The sequence below is a fragment of the Streptomyces sp. NBC_00984 genome (assembly GCF_045162475.1).
Lineage (GTDB): Bacteria > Actinomycetota > Actinomycetes > Streptomycetales > Streptomycetaceae > Streptomyces.
The window spans coordinates 7,784,280-7,802,105 of record NZ_CP108734.1; the positions used below are offsets into that span (position 1 = coordinate 7,784,280).

Genomic DNA, 17,826 nt, shown 5'->3' on the forward strand with positions numbered 1-17,826 from the left:
TTCGTCTCCACTCTCGCAGCGGCGCCGCCCCCACGGCGTACGCCCTCACAGCTGACCGACGGAGGTCACGCGGACGACGGCCCGGCCCTCCTCGTCGGAAGCGGCCAGATCGACCTCCGCGCTGATGCCCCAGTCGTGGTCGCCGTTCGGATCGGCGAAGGTCTGCCGGACCCGCCACAGACCGTGCGCCGCGTCCTCGTCGATCTTCAGCAGCTTCGGGCCGCGGGCGTCCGGACCGGTGCCCAGGTCTTCGTACTCGTCCCAGTAGGCGTCCATCGCATCGCCCCACGCGTCCTCGTCCCAGCCCGCGTCGCCGTCCAGCTCGCCGAGCTCGCCCACCTTGTCCAGCGCGGCCAGCTCCACCCGGCGGAACATCGCGTTGCGCACCAGCACCCGGAAGGCGCGGGCGTTGGCCGTGACCGGCTTCACCTCGTCGGCCCGCTCCTGCGCCTGCTCGGCGGTCTCCACCTCCGGGTTGGCGAGCTGCTCCCACTCGTCCAGCAGGCTGGAGTCCACCTGGCGGACCATCTCGCCCAGCCAGGCGATCAGGTCCTCCAGGTCCTCGGACTTGATGTCGTCCGGGATGGTGTGCTCGAGCGCCTTGTACGCACTGGCGAGATAGCGCAGCACGATGCCCTCGGTGCGGGCCAGCTCGTAGTTGGAGGTGAACTCCGTGAACGTCATGGCGCGTTCGTACATGTCACGGATCACGGACTTCGGCGAGACCGGGTGGTCGCCCACCCACGGGTGGCTCCTGCGGTACACGTCGTACGCGTGCCACAACAGCTCGCTCAGCGGCTTCGGGTACGTGACCTCCTGGAGCAGCTCCATCCGCTCCTCGTACTCGACGCCGTCCGCCTTCATCTGCCCGACCGCCTCGCCGCGCGCCTTGTTCTGCTGCGCGGCGAGGATCTGCCGCGGGTCGTCGAGCGTCGACTCGACCACGGAGACCATGTCCAGCGCGTACGAGGGGGAGTCCGGGTCCAGCAGGTCGAACGCGGCCAGCGCGAAGGTGGACAGCGGCTGGTTGAGCGCGAAGTCCTGCTGGAGGTCGACGGTCAGCCGGACGATCCGGCCCTCCGCGTCCGGCTTGTCGAGCTGCTCGACGACACCGCCGTCCAGCAGCGAGCGGTAGATCGCGATGGCCCGGCGGATGTGCCGCAGCTGCGCCCGGCGCGGCTCGTGGTTGTCCTCCAGCAGATGCCGCATCGCCTCGAAGGCGTTGCCGGGACGCGCGATCACGGACAGCAGCATGGTGTGCGTGACCCGGAAGCGGGAGGTCAGGGGCTCCGGGTCGGACTGGATCAGCTTGTCGAAGGTGGTCTCCGACCAGGCGACGAAGCCCTCGGGGGCCTTCTTGCGGACCACCTTGCGCTTCTTCTTCGGGTCGTCGCCCGCCTTCTTGACGGCCTTCTCGTTCTCGATGACGTGCTCGGGCGCCTGCGCCACGACGAAGCCCGCCGTGTCGAAGCCGGCCCGGCCCGCACGGCCGGCGATCTGGTGGAACTCCCGGGCGCGCAGCGTACGGACGCGGGTGCCGTCGTACTTGGTGAGCGCCGTGAACAGCACCGTGCGAATGGGGACGTTGACGCCGACGCCGAGGGTGTCCGTACCGCAGATCACCTTCAGCAGACCGGCCTGGGCGAGCTTCTCCACCAGGCGCCGGTACTTCGGCAGCATGCCCGCGTGGTGTACCCCGATGCCGTGCCGCACATAGCGGGAGAGGTTCTGGCCGAACTTGGTGGTGAAGCGGAAGTTGCCGATCAGATCGGCGATCTTCTCCTTCTCCTCCTTGGTGCACATGTTGATGCTCATCAGCGACTGCGCCCGCTCGACGGCCGCGGCCTGGGTGAAGTGCACGATGTAGACCGGTGACTGCCTGGTGTCCAGCAGCTCGGTGAGGGTCTCGGTGATCGGGGTCAGCCGGTACTCGTAGCTGAGCGGGACCGGCCGGGTCGCGGAGCGCACCACGGAGGTGGGGCGGCCGGTGCGGCGGGTCAGGTCCTCCTCGAACATCCGGACGTCACCGAGCGTGGCCGACATCAGGATGAACTGGGCCTGCGGCAGCTCCAGCAGCGGGATCTGCCAGGCCCAGCCGCGGTCCGGCTCGGCGTAGAAGTGGAACTCGTCCATCACGACCTGGCCGATGTCGGCGTGCTTGCCGTCGCGCAGCGCGATGGAGGCCAGCACCTCGGCCGTGCAGCAGATCACCGGGGCGTCGGCGTTGACCGAGGCGTCGCCGGTGAGCATGCCGACGTTCTCCGTACCGAACAGCTTGCACAGGTCGAAGAACTTCTCCGAGACCAGCGCCTTGATCGGCGCGGTGTAGAAGGTGACCTTGTCCTGGGCCAGCGCGGTGAAGTGCGCACCCGCCGCGACCAGGCTCTTTCCGGAACCGGTCGGGGTGGAAAGGATCACATTCGCGCCGGAGACCACCTCGATCAGCGCCTCCTCCTGAGCCGGGTAGAGGGTGATGCCCTGTGTCTCGGTCCATGACGAGAAAGCCTCGAAGAGGGCATCGGGGTCGTCGGTCGGGGGCAGCTGATCGATAAGGGTCACGCCCCCATCTTGCCTGCCTTCCGCCCGGATGAGGGAACCGGACGACCGTATGAAGATCACGGGCGATACGCTTCCCACTCAACTCGGCCGTGCCATAACGGCAATGGCAACGATACGACTCTGGGGGCGGGAAGAACCATGATGGGACCGGCACACTCTCTGTCAGGGGCAGCGGCCTGGCTGGGGGTGGGCGCGGCGGCGGCGGCCGCCGGCCACGCGATGCCGTGGCCCGTCCTCGTCGTCGGCGCGCTGATCACCGCCGGGGCCGCGCTGGCCCCGGACCTCGACCACAAGTCCGCGACCATCTCGCGCGCCTTCGGGCCGGTGTCCCGGGGGCTCTGCGAGATCGTCGACAAGCTCTCGCACGCCGTCTACAAGGCGACCAGGATGCGCGGCGACTCGACCCGCAACGGCGGCCACCGGACGCTGACCCACACCTGGCTGTGGGCGGTCCTGATCGGCGCCGGAGCCTCCGCGGCGGCGATCACCGGCGGCCGGTGGGCGGTCCTGGGGATCCTCTTCGTCCACCTGGTGCTCGCCGTCGAAGGGCTGCTGTGGCGGGCCGCCCGGATGTCCAGCGACGTCCTGGTCTGGCTGCTCGGCGCGACCAGCGCCTGGATACTGGCCGGTGTCCTGGACAAGCCGGGCAACGGCTCGGACTGGCTGTTCACCGCCCCCGGCCAGGAGTACCTCTGGCTCGGGCTGCCGATCGTGCTCGGCGCCCTCGTCCACGACATCGGCGACGCGCTCACCGTCTCCGGCTGCCCGATCCTGTGGCCCATCCCGATCGGCCGCAAGCGCTGGTACCCGATCGGCCCGCCGAAGGCCATGCGGTTCCGGGCCGGGAGCTGGGTGGAGCTGAAGGTACTGATGCCGGTGTTCATGGTGCTCGGGGGAGTGGGCGGAGCGGCCGCGCTGAACTTCATCTGACGGCCGCGGGCGGCTCTGCCGCCGGATCACCGGCGGTCCGCGCCATCGGCACGATCGGGGCTCAGCCGGTGACCGGGCACCTGGTGCCGTTGGTCCGCCGGGAAGCGCACGCCGTCAGGATCGAGGAACTGGATCAGTTCCAGCAGCGAATTCCTGAGATCGACCAACCGCCCGGCCGGCGCGGTTCGCGCCGATTCTTCGATGTCGTCGCTCGGACGGTCGAACCAGGCCGCGAACGCGGAATCGGTGTCGAGGCGTCGGCAGAACTCGGCGTAGCCGATGCAGCTCTCGCCGCCATCGGCGACCATGAGTTCGCCGATGGCGCGCTGCTCGCCGCGGAAGAGGGAGAACCGGGCATCGGCATACCTGTCGGAGCTCAGGACCTTACCGACCTCGAAGAGCAGGGCGACGATCCTGCGGTTGTCCTCCCGGTCACCGAGGTCGAGGAACCTGACCCGCAGCCGAATGATCTCCACCCAGCCCAGGTACTCGGCGAGCACGAACAGGGTGTTGCGGCGTGCGTACTCGCGCGTGTGCGGTGAGCCGCACGCGTAGTGCGTGGTCAGGAAGCCCACTTCGCGGACCGCGATGTTCTCCAGGCGGGACTGCAGGTCGAAGGCCGCCCAGAGGAGCGGATCGCGGTAGCGGCTCATCACGTCCTGCCGCTGCTCGGACCGGGCGCGACGGGCGGACCCCTGCGTCAACTCGGCACTCAGCAAGGCCTGTTTCCGCGTCGCCCGGCCGCTGAGCGCAACACCGGCGAGCGCGACCACACCCGAGATACCGGCCACCACGAGCTCGACACTCATGCGCCGATTGTCGCGGGTGGTACCCCGGGGCTGTCCAGTGTTCCCGTCCGCCGGCCTGTCCGCCCGCCCGAATCCGCTCAGGCGCGCGGACGCCACGCGTGGCCTGCTCAGCCGTGCCAGGACCGCCACAGCGCCGCATACGCGCCGTCCGCCGCCACCAGCTCGTCATGACTGCCCAGTTCACTGATCCGGCCGCCCTCCACCACCGCGATCACATCCGCGTCGTGCGCGGTGTGCAGCCGGTGTGCGATGGCCACGACCGTGCGGCCGTCCAGCACCCGGGCCAGTGAACGCTCCAGATGGCGGGCTGCCCGCGGGTCCAGCAGCGATGTCGCCTCGTCCAGCACCAGCGTGTGCGGATCGGCCAGGACCAGCCGGGCCAGGGCGATCTGCTGGGCCTGGGCCGGAGTCAGCGCCAGACCGCCGGAGCCGACCTCGGTGTCCAGCCCCTCGTCCAGGCTCCTCGCCCAGCCGTCCGCGTCGACGGCCGCCAGCGACGCCCACAGCTCGGCGTCCTCGGCGCCCGTACGGGCCAGCAGGAGGTTGTCCCGCAGCGAACCGACGAACACATGGTGCTCCTGGTTGACCAGCGCCACATGCCCACGTACGTCCTCCGCCTTCATCCGTGACAACTCGGCGCCGCCGAGCGTCACTTCGCCCGTACGCGGGGCGTAGATCCCGGCCAGCAGCCGGCCCAGCGTGGACTTGCCGGCGCCGGACGGGCCGACCAGCGCGAGGCGCGTCCCCGGCGCGACGTCCAGCGACACCCGGTGCAGGACGTCGAGGCCGGCGCGGTACCCGAAGCGCACCTCGTCGGCCCGCACGTCCCGGCCGTCCGGGACGACGCCCGCATCGCCCGCGTCCGGCTCGATGTCCCGCACCCCGACCAGCCGGGCCAGTGACACCTGGGCGACCTGCAGCTCGTCGTACCAGCGCAGGATCAGACCGATCGGGTCGACCATCATCTGCGCCAGCAGCGCACCCGTCGTCAGCTGTCCCACGGTCAGCCAGCCCTCGATGACGAACCAGCCGCCGAGCATCAGCACCGCGCCCAGAATCGTCACGTACGTGACGTTGATGACGGGGAAGAGCACGGAGCGCAGGAACAATGTGTAGCGTTCCCACGCCGTCCACTGGGCGATGCGCGTGTCCGACAGCGCCACCCGGCGCGCACCCAGCCGGTGCGCCTCCACCGTCCGTCCGGCGTCCACCGTCTCCGCCAGCATCGCGGCTACCGCGGCGTATCCCGCGGCCTCCGAACGGTACGCGGACGGTGCCCGCTTGAAGTACCAGCGGCAGCCGAGGATCAGCACCGGCAGCGCGATCAGTACGGAGAGTGCCAGCGGGGGAGCGGTCACGGTGAGCGCACCGAGCAGCAGCCCCGCCCACACCACGCCGATCGCCAGCTGCGGCACGGCCTCGCGCATCGCATTGGCCAGCCGGTCGATGTCCGTGGTGATCCTGGAGAGCAGATCCCCGGTACCGGCCCGCTCCAGCACCCCCGGCGGCAGCCCGACCGACCGTACGAGGAAGTCCTCGCGCAGATCGGCCAGCATCTCCTCGCCGAGCATCGCGCTCCGCAGGCGCATCAGCCGGGTGGACACGGTCTGCACGATCAGCGCGAGCGCGAACACCCCGGCGGTGCGCTCCAGATGGAGGTCCCGCACACCGTCGGAGAGGTCCTCGACCAGCCCGCCCAGCAGATAGGGGCCGACGATCGACGCGATCACCGCGATGGCGTTGAACGCGACGAGTACGGTGAACCGTCCGCGATGGCGCCGCAGCAGCTCGCGTACATAGCTCCGTACGGTGGTGGGGGTACCGACCGGCAGGGTCGTCGCCGACTCCGGCGCGGCCGGGTCGTACGCCGGTACTGCGACGCCGATCATGCCCGTTCCTCGATTTCCTCGATCGTCATGGTCGCGCCCCGAGAGGTCAGGGCCGCGATCTCGTCGTCCGTCTCGCGTGTCACGACCGCCCGGTAGCGGGGGTCCGTGTGCAGGAGTTCACGGTGCCCGCCGACCGCGACGACGGTGCCCCGGTGCACCAGCACCACCCGGTCCGCGAGGTCGAGCAGCAGCGGTGACGAGGCGAACGCCACGGTGGTACGGCCCCGGCGCAGTGCCTTGATTCCGGCGGCGACCCGGGCCTCCGTGTGCGAGTCGACGGCGGAGGTCGGCTCGTCGAGAACCAGCGCCTCCGGGTCGGTCACCAAGGAGCGGGCCAGCGCGAGCCGCTGACGCTGGCCACCCGAGAGCGACCGGCCGCGCTCGGTGATCCGGGTCGTCATCGGGTCGCCGTCCGTGGCGAGCGACGCCTGCGCCAAGGAGTCCAGCACATCGCCGCACTGCGCGGCCGTCAGTGCCTCCTCGGCGGTCACCCGGCCGGACGACGGAACGTCCAGCAGTTCGCGCAGCGTCCCGGACAGCAGAACCGGGTCCTTGTCCTGGACCAGCACGGCGGTCCGGGCGGAGTCCAGCGGGAGTTCGTCCAGCGGCACGCCACCGAGCAGGACGGACGGGGCGCTCCGCGCCGCGGCGTCCGCGTCGGAGGCGTCGCGTGCTCCGCCCTCCGACTCCGCGGCGCGCCCGCTTCTGTCGGCAACCGCGTCCGGGTCCGCGTTCACCTGTGCGTGTCCGCCGAGCCGCTCGGCCAGCCGGCCCGCCTCGTCCGGATCTCCGCAGACCACCGCGGTGAACAGGCCGGCCGGGGCCATCAGACCGGTGACCGGGTCGTACAGATCGCCGGCCGGTGCCGCGTCGATGGACGACGGCCGGTCCGTGCGGCGCAACGACAGCACCCGGACCGCGCGCTGGGCGGAAGGCCGCGAGAAGGAGTACGCCATCGCGATCTCCTCGAAGTGACGGAGCGGGAACAGCAGCAGCGTCGCCGCGCTGTACACCGTGACCAGCTGACCGACGTCGATCCGGCCGTCCCGGGCCAGCACCGCCCCGTACACGACCAGCGAGATGAGCAGCACGCCCGGCAGCAGCACCTGGATCGCCGAGATCAGCGACCACATCCGCGCGCTGCGCACCGCGGCCTCGCGGACCTCCTGGGAGGCACGCCGGTAGCGGCCGAGGAACAGTTCCTCGCCGCCGATCCCGCGCAGCACCCGCAGCCCCGCCACGGTGTCCGAAGCCAGTTCTGTGGCCTTGCCCGCCTTTTCGCGCTGGAGATCCGCGCGCCGGGTGGCCCGGGGGAGCAGCGGCAGCACGGCGAGGGCCAGCAGCGGCACGGCGAGGGTCACCAGGATGCCCAGCGACGGCAGATAGAGGAGGAGCCCCGCGCAGATCAGCACCAGGGCGGCGGCGGCCGCGGCGAACCGCGAGAGGGCCTCGACGAACCAGCCGATCTTCTCGACGTCGCCCGTGGAAACCGCGACCACCTCGCCCGCCGCGACCCGACGGGTCAGCGCCGAGCCGAGCTCCGCGGTCTTACGGGCCAGCAGCTGCTGGACCCGGGCGGCAGCGGTGATCCAGTTGGTGACGGCCGTCCGGTGGAGCATGGTGTCGCCCAGCGCGATCAGCACGCCCAGGACCGCGATCAGGCCGCCCGACCACGCGAGCCGGCTGCCGGAACGGTCGACCACCGCCTGAACGGCGAGACCGACGGCGGGCGGCAGCCCGGCGATGGAGCATTGGTGGAGCAGGCCCCAGGACATGGATCCGAGCTGGCCCTTGAGCTGATTGCGGCCGAGCCAGAGGAGGAAGCGTGGGCCCGACCGGACATCGGGATCGCCGGGATCCGGGTAGGGAAGATCGCGAATCTGCATGACGTCCCATGGTTCGGTGTGACGGTTCGTTCGGTGAATGGATCAAGGTGATTGATCCAAACCGTGCAAGGTTCGCCCTGGGACGTCGGTCGGAGCAATTGGTTTTCTCCGCGAACCGCACTTTTCGCGCCACGGTCGCGATGCGAACGGGCGGGCCGGGCCCTGTGGCGCGGGTACCCGGCCCGCTCGTTCGCATCGGCCGGTCAGGCCTTCTCGGGGTTCTCCGAGTCCATGCCGGAGCGGGCCTTCTTCCACTCACCGCGGGTGAAGTCCGGGATCTGCTGCGGCGCGCCCTTCGCCCTGATGGACAGATGGCTGAGCGGCACGGGGGACGTCCAGGTCGCCGCGTCGTACACGTCGAAGTCGGGGACGAGGCCGAGCCGCATGCACTGCATCAGCCGGAACACCAGCATGTAGTCCATGCCGCCGTGACCGCCGGGCGGGTTGGCGTGCTCCTTCCACAGCCAGTGGTCCCACTCCTGGTACTTGGCGAAGTCGCCCCAGTTGTCATTGGTGTGGTCGGGCTCGATGTAGATACGGGCGGGGTAGTCCTCGAAGACGCCCTTCGTGCCGCCGAGGCTGTTGATCCGCGAGTACGGATGCGGCGTGGACACGTCGTGCTCCAGCCGGATCACTCGTCCCTTGGCGGTCTGGACGAGACTGATCGTCCGGTCGGACTCGATATAGGTCTCCTTCCAGCTCGGGTCGCCGGCCGGCATGTTCTTCTCGCGGTACTCGGCGAGGCCGAGGGACGGGGAACCGACGCTGGTGATGCTCACCGCACGGTCGCCGCGGTTGATGTCCATGTAGTTGGCGACCGGGCCGAACCCGTGGTTGGGGTAGAGATCGCCCCGCAACCTGGTGTGCCACAGCCTGCGCCAGGGACCTTCGTAGTACCCCGGGTCGAACATCAGGCCACGCAGATCGTGGTTGTACGCGCCCGCGCCGTGCAGCAGATCACCGAAGAGACCGGCATGCGCCATGCGCAGCACCCGCATCTCGTTCTGCCCGTAGCAGCAGTTCTCCAGCTGCATGCAGTGGCGTCTGGTGCGCTCGGACAGATCGACCAGTTCCCAGAGCTGGTCGAGCTGGAGAGCGATCGGACACTCCACGCCGACGTGCTTGCCGTTCAGCATGGCGGTCTTCGCCATCTGGAAGTGGAAGTCCCAGGGCGTCGCCACGTAGACGAAGTCGATGTCCCCGCGCTTGCAGAGGTTCTCGTAGTCGTCCTCACCATTGGTGTAGACGGCGGGTGCCGGCTGACCCGCGGCGGTCACCTTCGCGGCAGCCCGCTGCGCCTTGGCCTTGACCGGGTCGCAGACGGCGACGACCTGTACACCACTGACGGCGAGGAAGAGATCGATCATGCTGCCACCGCGATTGCCGAGGCCGACGATGCCGACCCGGACGGTGGAACGCCGGTCGAAGGGGACCCCCACCATGGTCCTGCCCTGGCGCTTCGGAGCGTCCGCCCGCTCCGCGGCAGCGGCTTCCGGCCCCCGGCCCGGGGCGGCGGCTGCGGTGGAGTTCCCGAGGGCACCGAGCCCGAGCCCGGCACCGGCCACTCCGGCGGTCGTCCACAGGACCGAGCGGCGGCTCATGGAGCCCTCGTCGCCGCCCTGCGTACCGTCGTTCTGCTGTGCTGCGTCGTTCATCGATCCTCCGTTAAGGGGGTCTGACGTGCGCGGCTGGTATTGAACCTCGGTAAGGACCTTGGTAGTTGGGTCTGCTGTTGCGCAAGGGGAGTGATTGGACTCCTGTTCCGAAACCATGGACTTTCGTACACACGCAAAAATGCCGGGCGGGCTCGAACGCGTCGAGCCCGCCCGGCTGTCCAGGGCGACTACGGGGACCGAACGGCCCAGGTGATCAGCGCACGACGGCTCCTGGCCGGGTGGCCCGTTCCAATTCCATCAGCACCGAGTAGTACGAATGCCCCGTGGCCCGGTCCATTCCGATCTCGCACATGCGGTTGGCCGAGAGATAGGCGTCGTACGCGCGCCCGTTCACCTCGGCGGCCTCCTTCGCCGTCGCCGAGGCCGTCAACTCCTTGTGCAGCATGCCCCGGTCGCCCGCGAAGGCGCAGCACCCGGCGTCGTCAGGGATCACGACCTCCTCGGCGCAGGCCTCCGCGACCGTACGCAACTGCTCCACGTCGTCCAGATGCTGCATGGAGCACGTCGGATGCAGGACCGCCGAACCGGTCTTCCGGAGGACAGTCAGCTCCGGAAGCAGCTCGTCGGCCGCCCAGACCAGGGAGTCGACGATGGTCAGCTCCCGGTGCAACTCCCGGTTGTCGTCGGTGAGATACGGCACCACCTCATGGGCGATGCCCAGGGTGCACGACGAGGCGTCGACGACCAGTGGGAGCTTTCCGCCGGCCGTCCAGCCCCAGGCCGCTTCCACGATGCGGTTGGCCATCACGGCGTTGCCCTCGTCGTACCCCTTGGAGTGCCAGATCGTCGCGCAGCAGGTCCCCGCGACATCGTCCGGGATCCACACCGGCTTTCCGGCGCGGGCGGAGACGGCGACGACGGCCTGCGGCAGCGACGGACCGTGGTGGCCCTCGGGGCCGCCGAAGATCCGGTTGACACACGCCGGGTAGTAGACGGCGCTCGCCCCGACGCGGGAGGTCCTGGGCAGCTTCCGGGCGGCGGCGCCGGGAATCTCGGGCAGCCACTCGGGCACCAGATCAGGGCGCACGGCCTTGCGGGCGAGCGCGGTGATGGTCTCCAGCGGTCCGTCGCCGAGCCGGTCGCCGATCCGGTCGGCCGCGGCCACCGCGAGCCGCGCCGCCGCCTCCACCGCCTTGAAGTTCTTCGCCGTGAGCGCCGCGATCCGCTCCTCGCGCGGCGAGTGGCGCCGGTGGCGGAAGTCCTTCATCATCGCGCCGGTGTCGATGCCCACCGGGCAGGCGAGCTTGCACGTCGAGTCGCCCGCACAGGTGTCGACGGCGTCATAGCCGTAGGCGTCGAGCAGCTGCGTCTCCACCGGGGAGCCGCCCGGCTGCCGCATCATCTCCCGGCGCAGCACGATCCGCTGGCGCGGGGACGTGGTCAGATCATGGCTGGGACAGGTGGGCTCGCAGAAGCCGCACTCGATGCAGGGATCGGCGACCGCCTCGACCTCGGGAATGGTCTTCAGTCCGCGCAGATGGGCCTTCGGGTCGCGGTCGAGGACGATCCGGGGGGCCAGGACGCCGTCGGGGTCGATGATCTGCTTGGTGCGCCACATCAGCTCGGTCGCCTTCGGGCCCCACTCCAGCTCCAGGAAGGGGGCGATATTGCGGCCGGTGGCGTGCTCGGCCTTCAAGGAGCCGTCGAAGCGCTCCACCGTCAGCCGGCAGAAGTCGTCCATGAACGCGGCGTAGCGGTCGACGTCGGACGGCTTCGCCGCGTCGAAGGCGAGCAGGAAGTGCAGGTTGCCGTGGGCCGCGTGGCCCGCCACGGCGGCGTCGAAACCGTGCTCCGCCTGGAGCCGGAGCAGGGCCTCGCAGGCTTCCGCCAGCCGGGAGGGCGGCACCGCGAAGTCCTCCGTGATCAGTGTCGTCCCCGAGGGCCGGGAGCCGCCGACCGCGGTGACGAATGCCTTGCGGGCCTTCCAGTAGCCGGAGATGACCTTGGCGTCGCGGGTGAACCCATTGGTCACCGAGGGGACGGGCGCGACCAGGTCGAGCTCCTCGACGACGGCCGCCGCCGCCCGCTCGTACGCCTCCTGGCCGAGCTCGTCCGGGGCCCGGAACTCCACCAGCAGCGCAGCGGTCTCCTTGGGCAGTTCGGCCCAGTCCGCGGGCACGCCCTGGACCCTCACCGACGCGCGCAGCGTATTGCCGTCCATCAGCTCGACGGCGATCGCCCCGGCCTCGTTGAAGCGGGGCACGGCGGCCGCCGCCGCGGTCAGGGACGGGAAGAACAGCAGGGCCGTGGAGATCCGGCGGTCCAGCGGCAGCGTGTCGAAGACGACCTCGGAGATGAAGCCGAAGGTGCCCTCGGAGCCGACCATCAGACCGCGCAGGATCTGGACCGGCGTCGAGCCGTCCAGGAAGGCGTCGAGGCGGTAGCCGTTGGTGTTCTTGATCTCGTACTTGGCGCGGATCCGGGCGGTGAGCCCGGCGTCCGCCTCGATCTCCGCCTTCAGGGCCAGCAGCCCTTCGCACAGCCGCGGCTCGGCGCGGGCGAGGTCCTCGTCCGCGGCCGGGTCGGCGGTGTCGACGACGGTGCCGCTCGGCAGCACGAAGGTGAGGGAGGAGACCGTGCGGTACGAATTGCGGGTCGTGCCCGCCGTCATTCCCGAGGCGTTGTTGGCGACGACCCCGCCGATCGTGCAGGCGATCGCGCTGGCCGGGTCGGGGCCCAGCAGCCGGCCGTGCCGGGCGAGGGCGGCGTTGGCCCGCACGACGGTCGTACCCGGCCGGATGCGGGCCCGCGCGCCGTCGTCCAGGACCTCGATGCCCGCCCAGTGGTGGCGCACATCGACCAGGATGTCCTCGCCCTGGGCCTGGCCGTTCAGACTGGTGCCGGCCGCCCGGAAGACGACCTCACGGCCCCTTCCGTGCGCGTACGACAGGACCGCCGAGATGTCGTCGATGTCCTCCGGGACCACGACGACCTGGGGGACGAAGCGGTACGGACTGGCGTCGGAGGCGTACTTGACCAGGTCGGAGATCTTCCACAGCACCTTCTCCGGTCCGAGCAGGGCGGTCAGCTCGCCGCGCAGCGCTTCGGGCGTGCCCTGAGCCTGCCGGTCCGGGACCCGGTCCACGGACGGCGTACGCACCGCTCCAGGGCGCAGTGCTTCCGGCTTCGGCTCCAGCAGTGGCATGTCGAGGTCTCCTCGGCGGTTCGGTTCGGTATCACGGTGGCGGACGCGCGTCACCCGGCAGGGGCGAGCGCGTCCGCGCGGTGTCTAACAGCGGCGCTCCGGCATTCCGTTGACCAGAGCGGTCAGCAGCCCGCCGAGCACCTCGCGCTGATCGGCGGTCAGTGGAGCCAGGATCTCCTCCGCGGCGGCCCGGCGCGCGTCGCGCAGCGACCGGAGGGTGGCGAGGCCTTCCTCCGTGATCTCGATGCGGACCACCCGGCGGCTGTCCGGATCGGGGGCCCTGCGCACCCGGCCGCTCGCCTCCAGGCCGTCGACCAGGGTGGTCACGGCGCGCGGGACGACGTCCAGGCGCTGCGCGAGATCGGCCATCCGGGGCGGGCCGTCGTAATGCGTGACGGTGCGGAGCAGCCGGAATTGCGCTGGAGTGATGCCCATCGGCTCCAGCTGGCGGCCCTGGATCCGCTGGAGCCTGCGGGTCACCCGCAGCAGCTGCTCGGCGAGCACGCCATCGGCGTCGGAGGAGTCCATGGAGGGAACAGTATCAGGACCCAGTTCATTGTGAGTATAGGTAACAATGAGCTATGCTCTCAAAAATGCGCTCGCTCGAGCCCTGCTTGAGTCCCCGCTCAGGTCCCCGCCTGAGTCCTCGCTCGAGTCGCAGCCGCCGCACGCCCGACGAAGGAGCCCATGAAACCCGACGAAATCAACTGGACACCCCCGCCGAAGGACGCGAGCCGTCCGCCCGCCGAGGTGCGCCGCATCCTGCGCCTCTTCCGTCCCTACCGGGGCCGGCTCGCACTGGTCGGGCTGTTCGTCGGCGCCTCGTCGCTGGTGTCGGTCGCCTCGCCCTTCCTGCTGCGCGAGATCCTGGACACGGCCATCCCCCAGGGGCGCACGGGACTGCTGTCGCTGCTCGCCCTCGGCATGATTCTCACCGCCGTGATGAACAGCGTCTTCGGTGTCCTGCAGACCCTGATCTCCACGACGGTCGGCCAGCGTGTCATGCACGACCTGCGCACCGCCGTCTACGCGCAGTTGCAGCGGATGCCGCTCGCCTTCTTCACCCGGACCCGTACGGGCGAGGTCCAGTCCCGCATCGCCAACGACATCGGCGGCATGCAGGCGACCGTCACCTCCACCGCGACGTCCCTGGTCTCCAACCTCACCGCGGTCGTCGCCACGGTCGTCGCCATGCTGGCGCTCGACTGGCGGCTCACCCTGGTCTCGCTCCTGCTGCTGCCGGTCTTCGTCTGGATCAGCCGCCGGGTCGGCCGGGAGCGCAAGCGGATCACCACCCGGCGTCAGAAGCAGATGGCCGCCATGGCGGCCACGGTCACCGAGTCGCTCTCCGTCAGCGGCATCCTGCTCGGCCGGACGATGGGCCGCTCGGACTCCCTCACCAAGGGCTTCGCCGATGAGTCCGAGAAGCTCGTCGACCTCGAAGTGCGCTCCAGCATGGCCGGACGGTGGCGGATGTCCACGATCGGCATCGTCATGGCCGCCATGCCCGCCGTCATCTACTGGGTGGCGGGCCTCGCTCTGCAGTCCGGCGGACCCGCTGTCTCCATCGGCACCCTCGTCGCCTTCGTCTCGCTCCAGCAGGGCCTCTTCCGGCCCGCCGTGAGCCTGCTCTCCACCGGCGTGGACATGCAGACGTCCCTCGCGCTCTTCCAGCGGATCTTCGAGTACCTCGACCTCGACGTGGACATCACCGAGCCCGAGAAGCCGGTCCGGCTGGAGCGGATCCGCGGCGAGGTCCGTTTCGAGGACATCGATTTCAGCTACGACGAGAAGAGCGGTCCGACCCTCAGAGGCATCGATGTGACCGTCCCGGCCGGCGGCAGCCTGGCGGTCGTCGGGCCGACCGGATCGGGCAAGTCCACGCTCAGCTATCTGGTGCCCAGGCTCTACGACGTCACCGGCGGCCGGGTCACGCTCGACGGGGTCGACGTACGCGATCTGGACTTCGACACCCTGGCAAGAGCCGTGGGAGTGGTCTCCCAGGAGACCTATCTCTTCCACGCCTCGGTCGCCGACAACCTGCGCTTCGCCAAGCCGGACGCGACCGACGCCGAAATCGAGGCGGCGGCCCGTGCGGCGCAGATCCACGACCACATCGCCTCACTGCCCGACGGCTACGACACCCTCGTCGGTGAGCGCGGCTACCGCTTCTCGGGCGGCGAGAAGCAGCGCCTCGCCATCGCCCGCACGATTCTGCGCGACCCGCCCGTCCTGGTGCTCGACGAGGCGACGAGTGCCCTCGACACCCGTACGGAATTCGCCGTGCAGGAAGCGATCGACGCGCTCTCCGAGGGGCGCACCACCATCACGATCGCGCACCGGCTCTCCACCGTCCGCGACGCCGACCAGATCATCGTCCTGGACGACGGCCGGGCCGCCGAGCGCGGCAGCCACGAGGAACTTCTCCAGCAGGACGGCCGCTATGCCGCGCTGGTCCGACGGGACACCCAACTCGCCCCCGCGACAAGCTGATGGGCGGGGGCGGGCGTGCCCCCGCCGAGGCCGAACACGCGGCGACGCCGCCGCTCCCGTGGGACGGGGAGCGACGGCGCCGGGCGGAGCAATGGTCAGACGAGCCAACCCACGAAGTGGATGATGCCGGCGAGCAGGTTGGTGATGACGTTCATTCGGTGTTTCTCCTTGTACGTGGTGCATAAGTGGGACAGCACAGTCGCGGTCTGCAGCCCGTCGCTTGCGCCCTGTAATCATCCTGTGCCGCAGGGGAGTTGAGCAACGAATAGCGGAACGATCACACGTTCGAGGGAACACCCGATCCCGTGTTCGCGTGTTCCCTTCATGGGATGCGGGAGCCGTGTCGTCCGGGCCGTGGTTCCGGAGGGCCGGATAGCGTGCCCGCATGGTGAACGAGTCCCCGGACACCCCGCCCCGTCGCACGTTCCGCCCGACCCGGCGCGGCCGTCTGGCGCTGTTCATCGGCATCGTGCTCGTCCTGGTCGTGGCAGCGGCCGTGCTCGTGCCACTGCTGACGAGGGGGTCGAAGGTCGAGCAGGCCCGCTCACTCGTGATTCCCGAGGGGTGGCGGGCATCCCAGGCGTACTCGGCGGTCGACAAGGCCCTCGCGGTCGAGCCGGGAACCACCGGGAAGGCCGCCGGTACGGCGGACCTTCCGCTTCCGGCCGAGGCGAAGGGCAACCCCGAGGGCTACCTCTTCCCGGCGACGTACCCCGTCACCTCCGGCACGACCCCGCAGGGCCTGCTCAGGTACATGGCCGACACCGCGGTCGAACGGTTCGGCGCGGACCACATCGCCGCGGGCGCTCGGCGCAACGGCGTCTCGGTGTACCGGACGGTGACGATCGCCAGCATCGTGCAGGCCGAGGCGGACACCGGGGCAGACATGGGCAAGGTCGCCAGAGTCGTCTACAACCGGCTGGCCCGGGGCATGCCGCTCCAGATGGATTCCACGCTCAACTACGCGTTGAACCGCAGCACCCTGCACACCACCGAGGGCGACACGAAGACCGACAGCCCGTACAACAGCTATGAGCGCAAGGGGCTGCCGCCCACACCCATCGGGAACCCGGGGGAGCAGGCAATGACGGCGGCGATCAACCCCGCTCCCGGAGCATGGCTGTACTTCGTCACGGTCGCGCCGGGGGACACCCGCTTCACCAGCAGCTACACCGAACAGCAGAGGAACGTGGCGGAGTTCAACCGCAACCGCCGCAGCGCGTCCGCCGGCTGAGCGCCCGCGCCGTCACACCATGGCGGGAGCGAGCGCCTCATCGGCCTCCGCCACCGCGTCCTGCCCGTCCAGCAGCCGGCCGATCGCGCGCACCGCTGCCCGTCCCGCCCGGTTGGCGCCGATCGTGCTGGCGGACGGCCCGTACCCGACGAGATGGACGCGCGCGTCCCGTACCGCCCGGGTGCCCTCGATCCGGATGCCGCCGCCCGGCTCGCGCAGCTTCAGTGGCGCGAGATGGTCGATGGCGGCCCGGAAGCCGGTGGCCCAGAGGATGACATCCGCCTCGACCGTCCGGCCGTCGTCCCAGGCGACCCCGGCGGGCGTGATCCGGTCGAACATCGGCAGCCGGTCCAGCACCCCCGTCTCGCGGGCGCGCCGCACCGCGTCCGTGAGCGGCAGCCCGGTCACGCTCACCACACTCTGCGGCGGCAGCCCGCGCCGCACCCGCTCCTCCACCATCGCCACCGCGGCCCGCCCCCGGCCCGCGTCGAAGGGGCCGTCGCGGAAGACCGGCGGCCGACGCGTCACCCAGTACGTCTCGGCCGCCATCTCGGCGATCTCCATCAGATGCTGGGTACCGGAGGCGCCGCCGCCGACCACCACCACGCGCTGTCCGGCGAACTCGGCCGGACCCGGGTAGTTCGCGGTGTGCAGCTGGCGCCCCCGGAAGCTCTCCTGCCCCGGGTAGCGCGGCCAGAACGGCCGGTCCCAGGTTCCGGTGGCGTTGATCAGGGCACGGGTGGCGTACGTACCCTCGGAGGTCTCGACGAGCAACCGTCCGTCGGTGCCCTCACGTACCGCGCTCACCTCGACGGGGCGGTGAACCCGCAGGTCGAAGGCACGCTCGTACCGGGCGAAGTACTCACCGATCACCTCGGCGGCGGGCCGGCTGTCGTCCGCTCCGGTGAGCTCCATGCCGGGCAGCGCGTGCATGCCGTGGACCTTGCCGTACGTCAGCGAGGGCCAGCGGAACTGCCAGGCGCCGCCGGGGCGCGGGGCATGGTCCAGTACGACGAAGTCACGATCGGGCTCCAGGCCGGTGCGGCGCAGATGGTAGGCGCCGGACAGTCCGGCCTGTCCGGCGCCGATCACGACGACATCGACCCTGCGTGCTGCGGCCACCCCTAGGTTGTTCACGCTTCTACCAACTGTGCGGGATGTGAGGATCTTCCCCGATCGACCGCGGTTCTTCCGGGCCGTTCCGT

At 70.3% G+C, this 17,826-nt stretch carries 11 protein-coding genes; 3 read left to right on the forward strand and 8 right to left on the reverse strand.

Annotated elements, in window-relative coordinates; all coding sequences use genetic code 11:
- Positions 1-45: 45 nt before the first annotated feature.
- Positions 46-2,559, reverse strand: a complete 2,514-nt coding sequence (locus OG520_RS34770) for a DEAD/DEAH box helicase (RefSeq protein ID WP_385330846.1) — start codon at positions 2,557-2,559, stop codon at positions 46-48.
- 138 nt (positions 2,560-2,697) lie between these two features.
- Here OG520_RS34770 and OG520_RS34775 point away from each other — a divergent pair, with 138 nt between their 5' ends.
- The gene (locus OG520_RS34775; RefSeq protein WP_406015744.1) at positions 2,698-3,489 is read left to right on the forward strand and encodes a metal-dependent hydrolase; all 792 of its coding nucleotides are present in this window, start codon (positions 2,698-2,700) and stop codon (positions 3,487-3,489) included.
- 26 nt (positions 3,490-3,515) lie between these two features.
- Here OG520_RS34775 and OG520_RS34780 read toward each other — a convergent pair whose 3' ends face one another.
- From OG520_RS34780 to OG520_RS34805, 6 genes are all read right to left on the reverse strand, one after another.
- Positions 3,516-4,298 carry a hypothetical protein gene (locus tag OG520_RS34780; protein WP_406015745.1) on the reverse strand — a complete coding sequence of 261 codons (783 nt, stop codon included), beginning with the start codon at positions 4,296-4,298 and terminating at the stop codon, positions 3,516-3,518.
- A gap of 107 nt (positions 4,299-4,405) precedes the next feature.
- A complete protein-coding gene (locus tag OG520_RS34785; RefSeq protein WP_406015746.1) occupies positions 4,406-6,187 on the reverse strand; it encodes an ABC transporter ATP-binding protein in 1,782 nt (593 codons plus the stop codon).
- The gene (locus OG520_RS34790; protein ID WP_406015747.1) at positions 6,184-8,073 is read right to left on the reverse strand and encodes an ABC transporter transmembrane domain-containing protein; all 1,890 of its coding nucleotides are present in this window, start codon (positions 8,071-8,073) and stop codon (positions 6,184-6,186) included. Before OG520_RS34790 ends, OG520_RS34785 begins: the two co-directional genes overlap by 4 nt.
- A 203-nt stretch (positions 8,074-8,276) precedes the next feature.
- Complete coding sequence (locus OG520_RS34795; protein WP_399334228.1) at positions 8,277-9,728, reverse strand: Gfo/Idh/MocA family protein; 1,452 nt, start codon at positions 9,726-9,728, stop codon at positions 8,277-8,279.
- A 214-nt stretch (positions 9,729-9,942) separates the two neighbouring features.
- A complete protein-coding gene (locus OG520_RS34800; RefSeq protein ID WP_406015748.1) occupies positions 9,943-12,894 on the reverse strand; it encodes an FAD-binding and (Fe-S)-binding domain-containing protein in 2,952 nt (983 codons plus the stop codon).
- A gap of 84 nt (positions 12,895-12,978) precedes the next feature.
- The gene (locus OG520_RS34805; protein ID WP_399334232.1) at positions 12,979-13,422 is read right to left on the reverse strand and encodes a MarR family winged helix-turn-helix transcriptional regulator; all 444 of its coding nucleotides are present in this window, start codon (positions 13,420-13,422) and stop codon (positions 12,979-12,981) included.
- A 159-nt stretch (positions 13,423-13,581) separates the two neighbouring features.
- Between OG520_RS34805 and OG520_RS34810 the strand changes: the two genes are divergently transcribed.
- Both OG520_RS34810 and mltG read left to right on the forward strand, forming a co-directional pair.
- Complete coding sequence (locus OG520_RS34810) at positions 13,582-15,387, forward strand: ABC transporter ATP-binding protein (protein ID WP_406015749.1); 1,806 nt, start codon at positions 13,582-13,584, stop codon at positions 15,385-15,387.
- Between the two features lie 385 nt (positions 15,388-15,772).
- On the forward strand, positions 15,773-16,621 hold the full coding sequence (gene mltG / locus OG520_RS34815; RefSeq protein ID WP_406015750.1) for an endolytic transglycosylase MltG: 849 nt from the start codon (positions 15,773-15,775) through the stop codon (positions 16,619-16,621).
- A 12-nt stretch (positions 16,622-16,633) separates the two neighbouring features.
- Here the strand turns inward: mltG and OG520_RS34820 are convergent, their stop codons facing one another.
- The gene (locus OG520_RS34820) at positions 16,634-17,743 is read right to left on the reverse strand and encodes an NAD(P)-binding domain-containing protein (protein ID WP_406015751.1); all 1,110 of its coding nucleotides are present in this window, start codon (positions 17,741-17,743) and stop codon (positions 16,634-16,636) included.
- Positions 17,744-17,826: the final 83 nt, after the last annotated feature.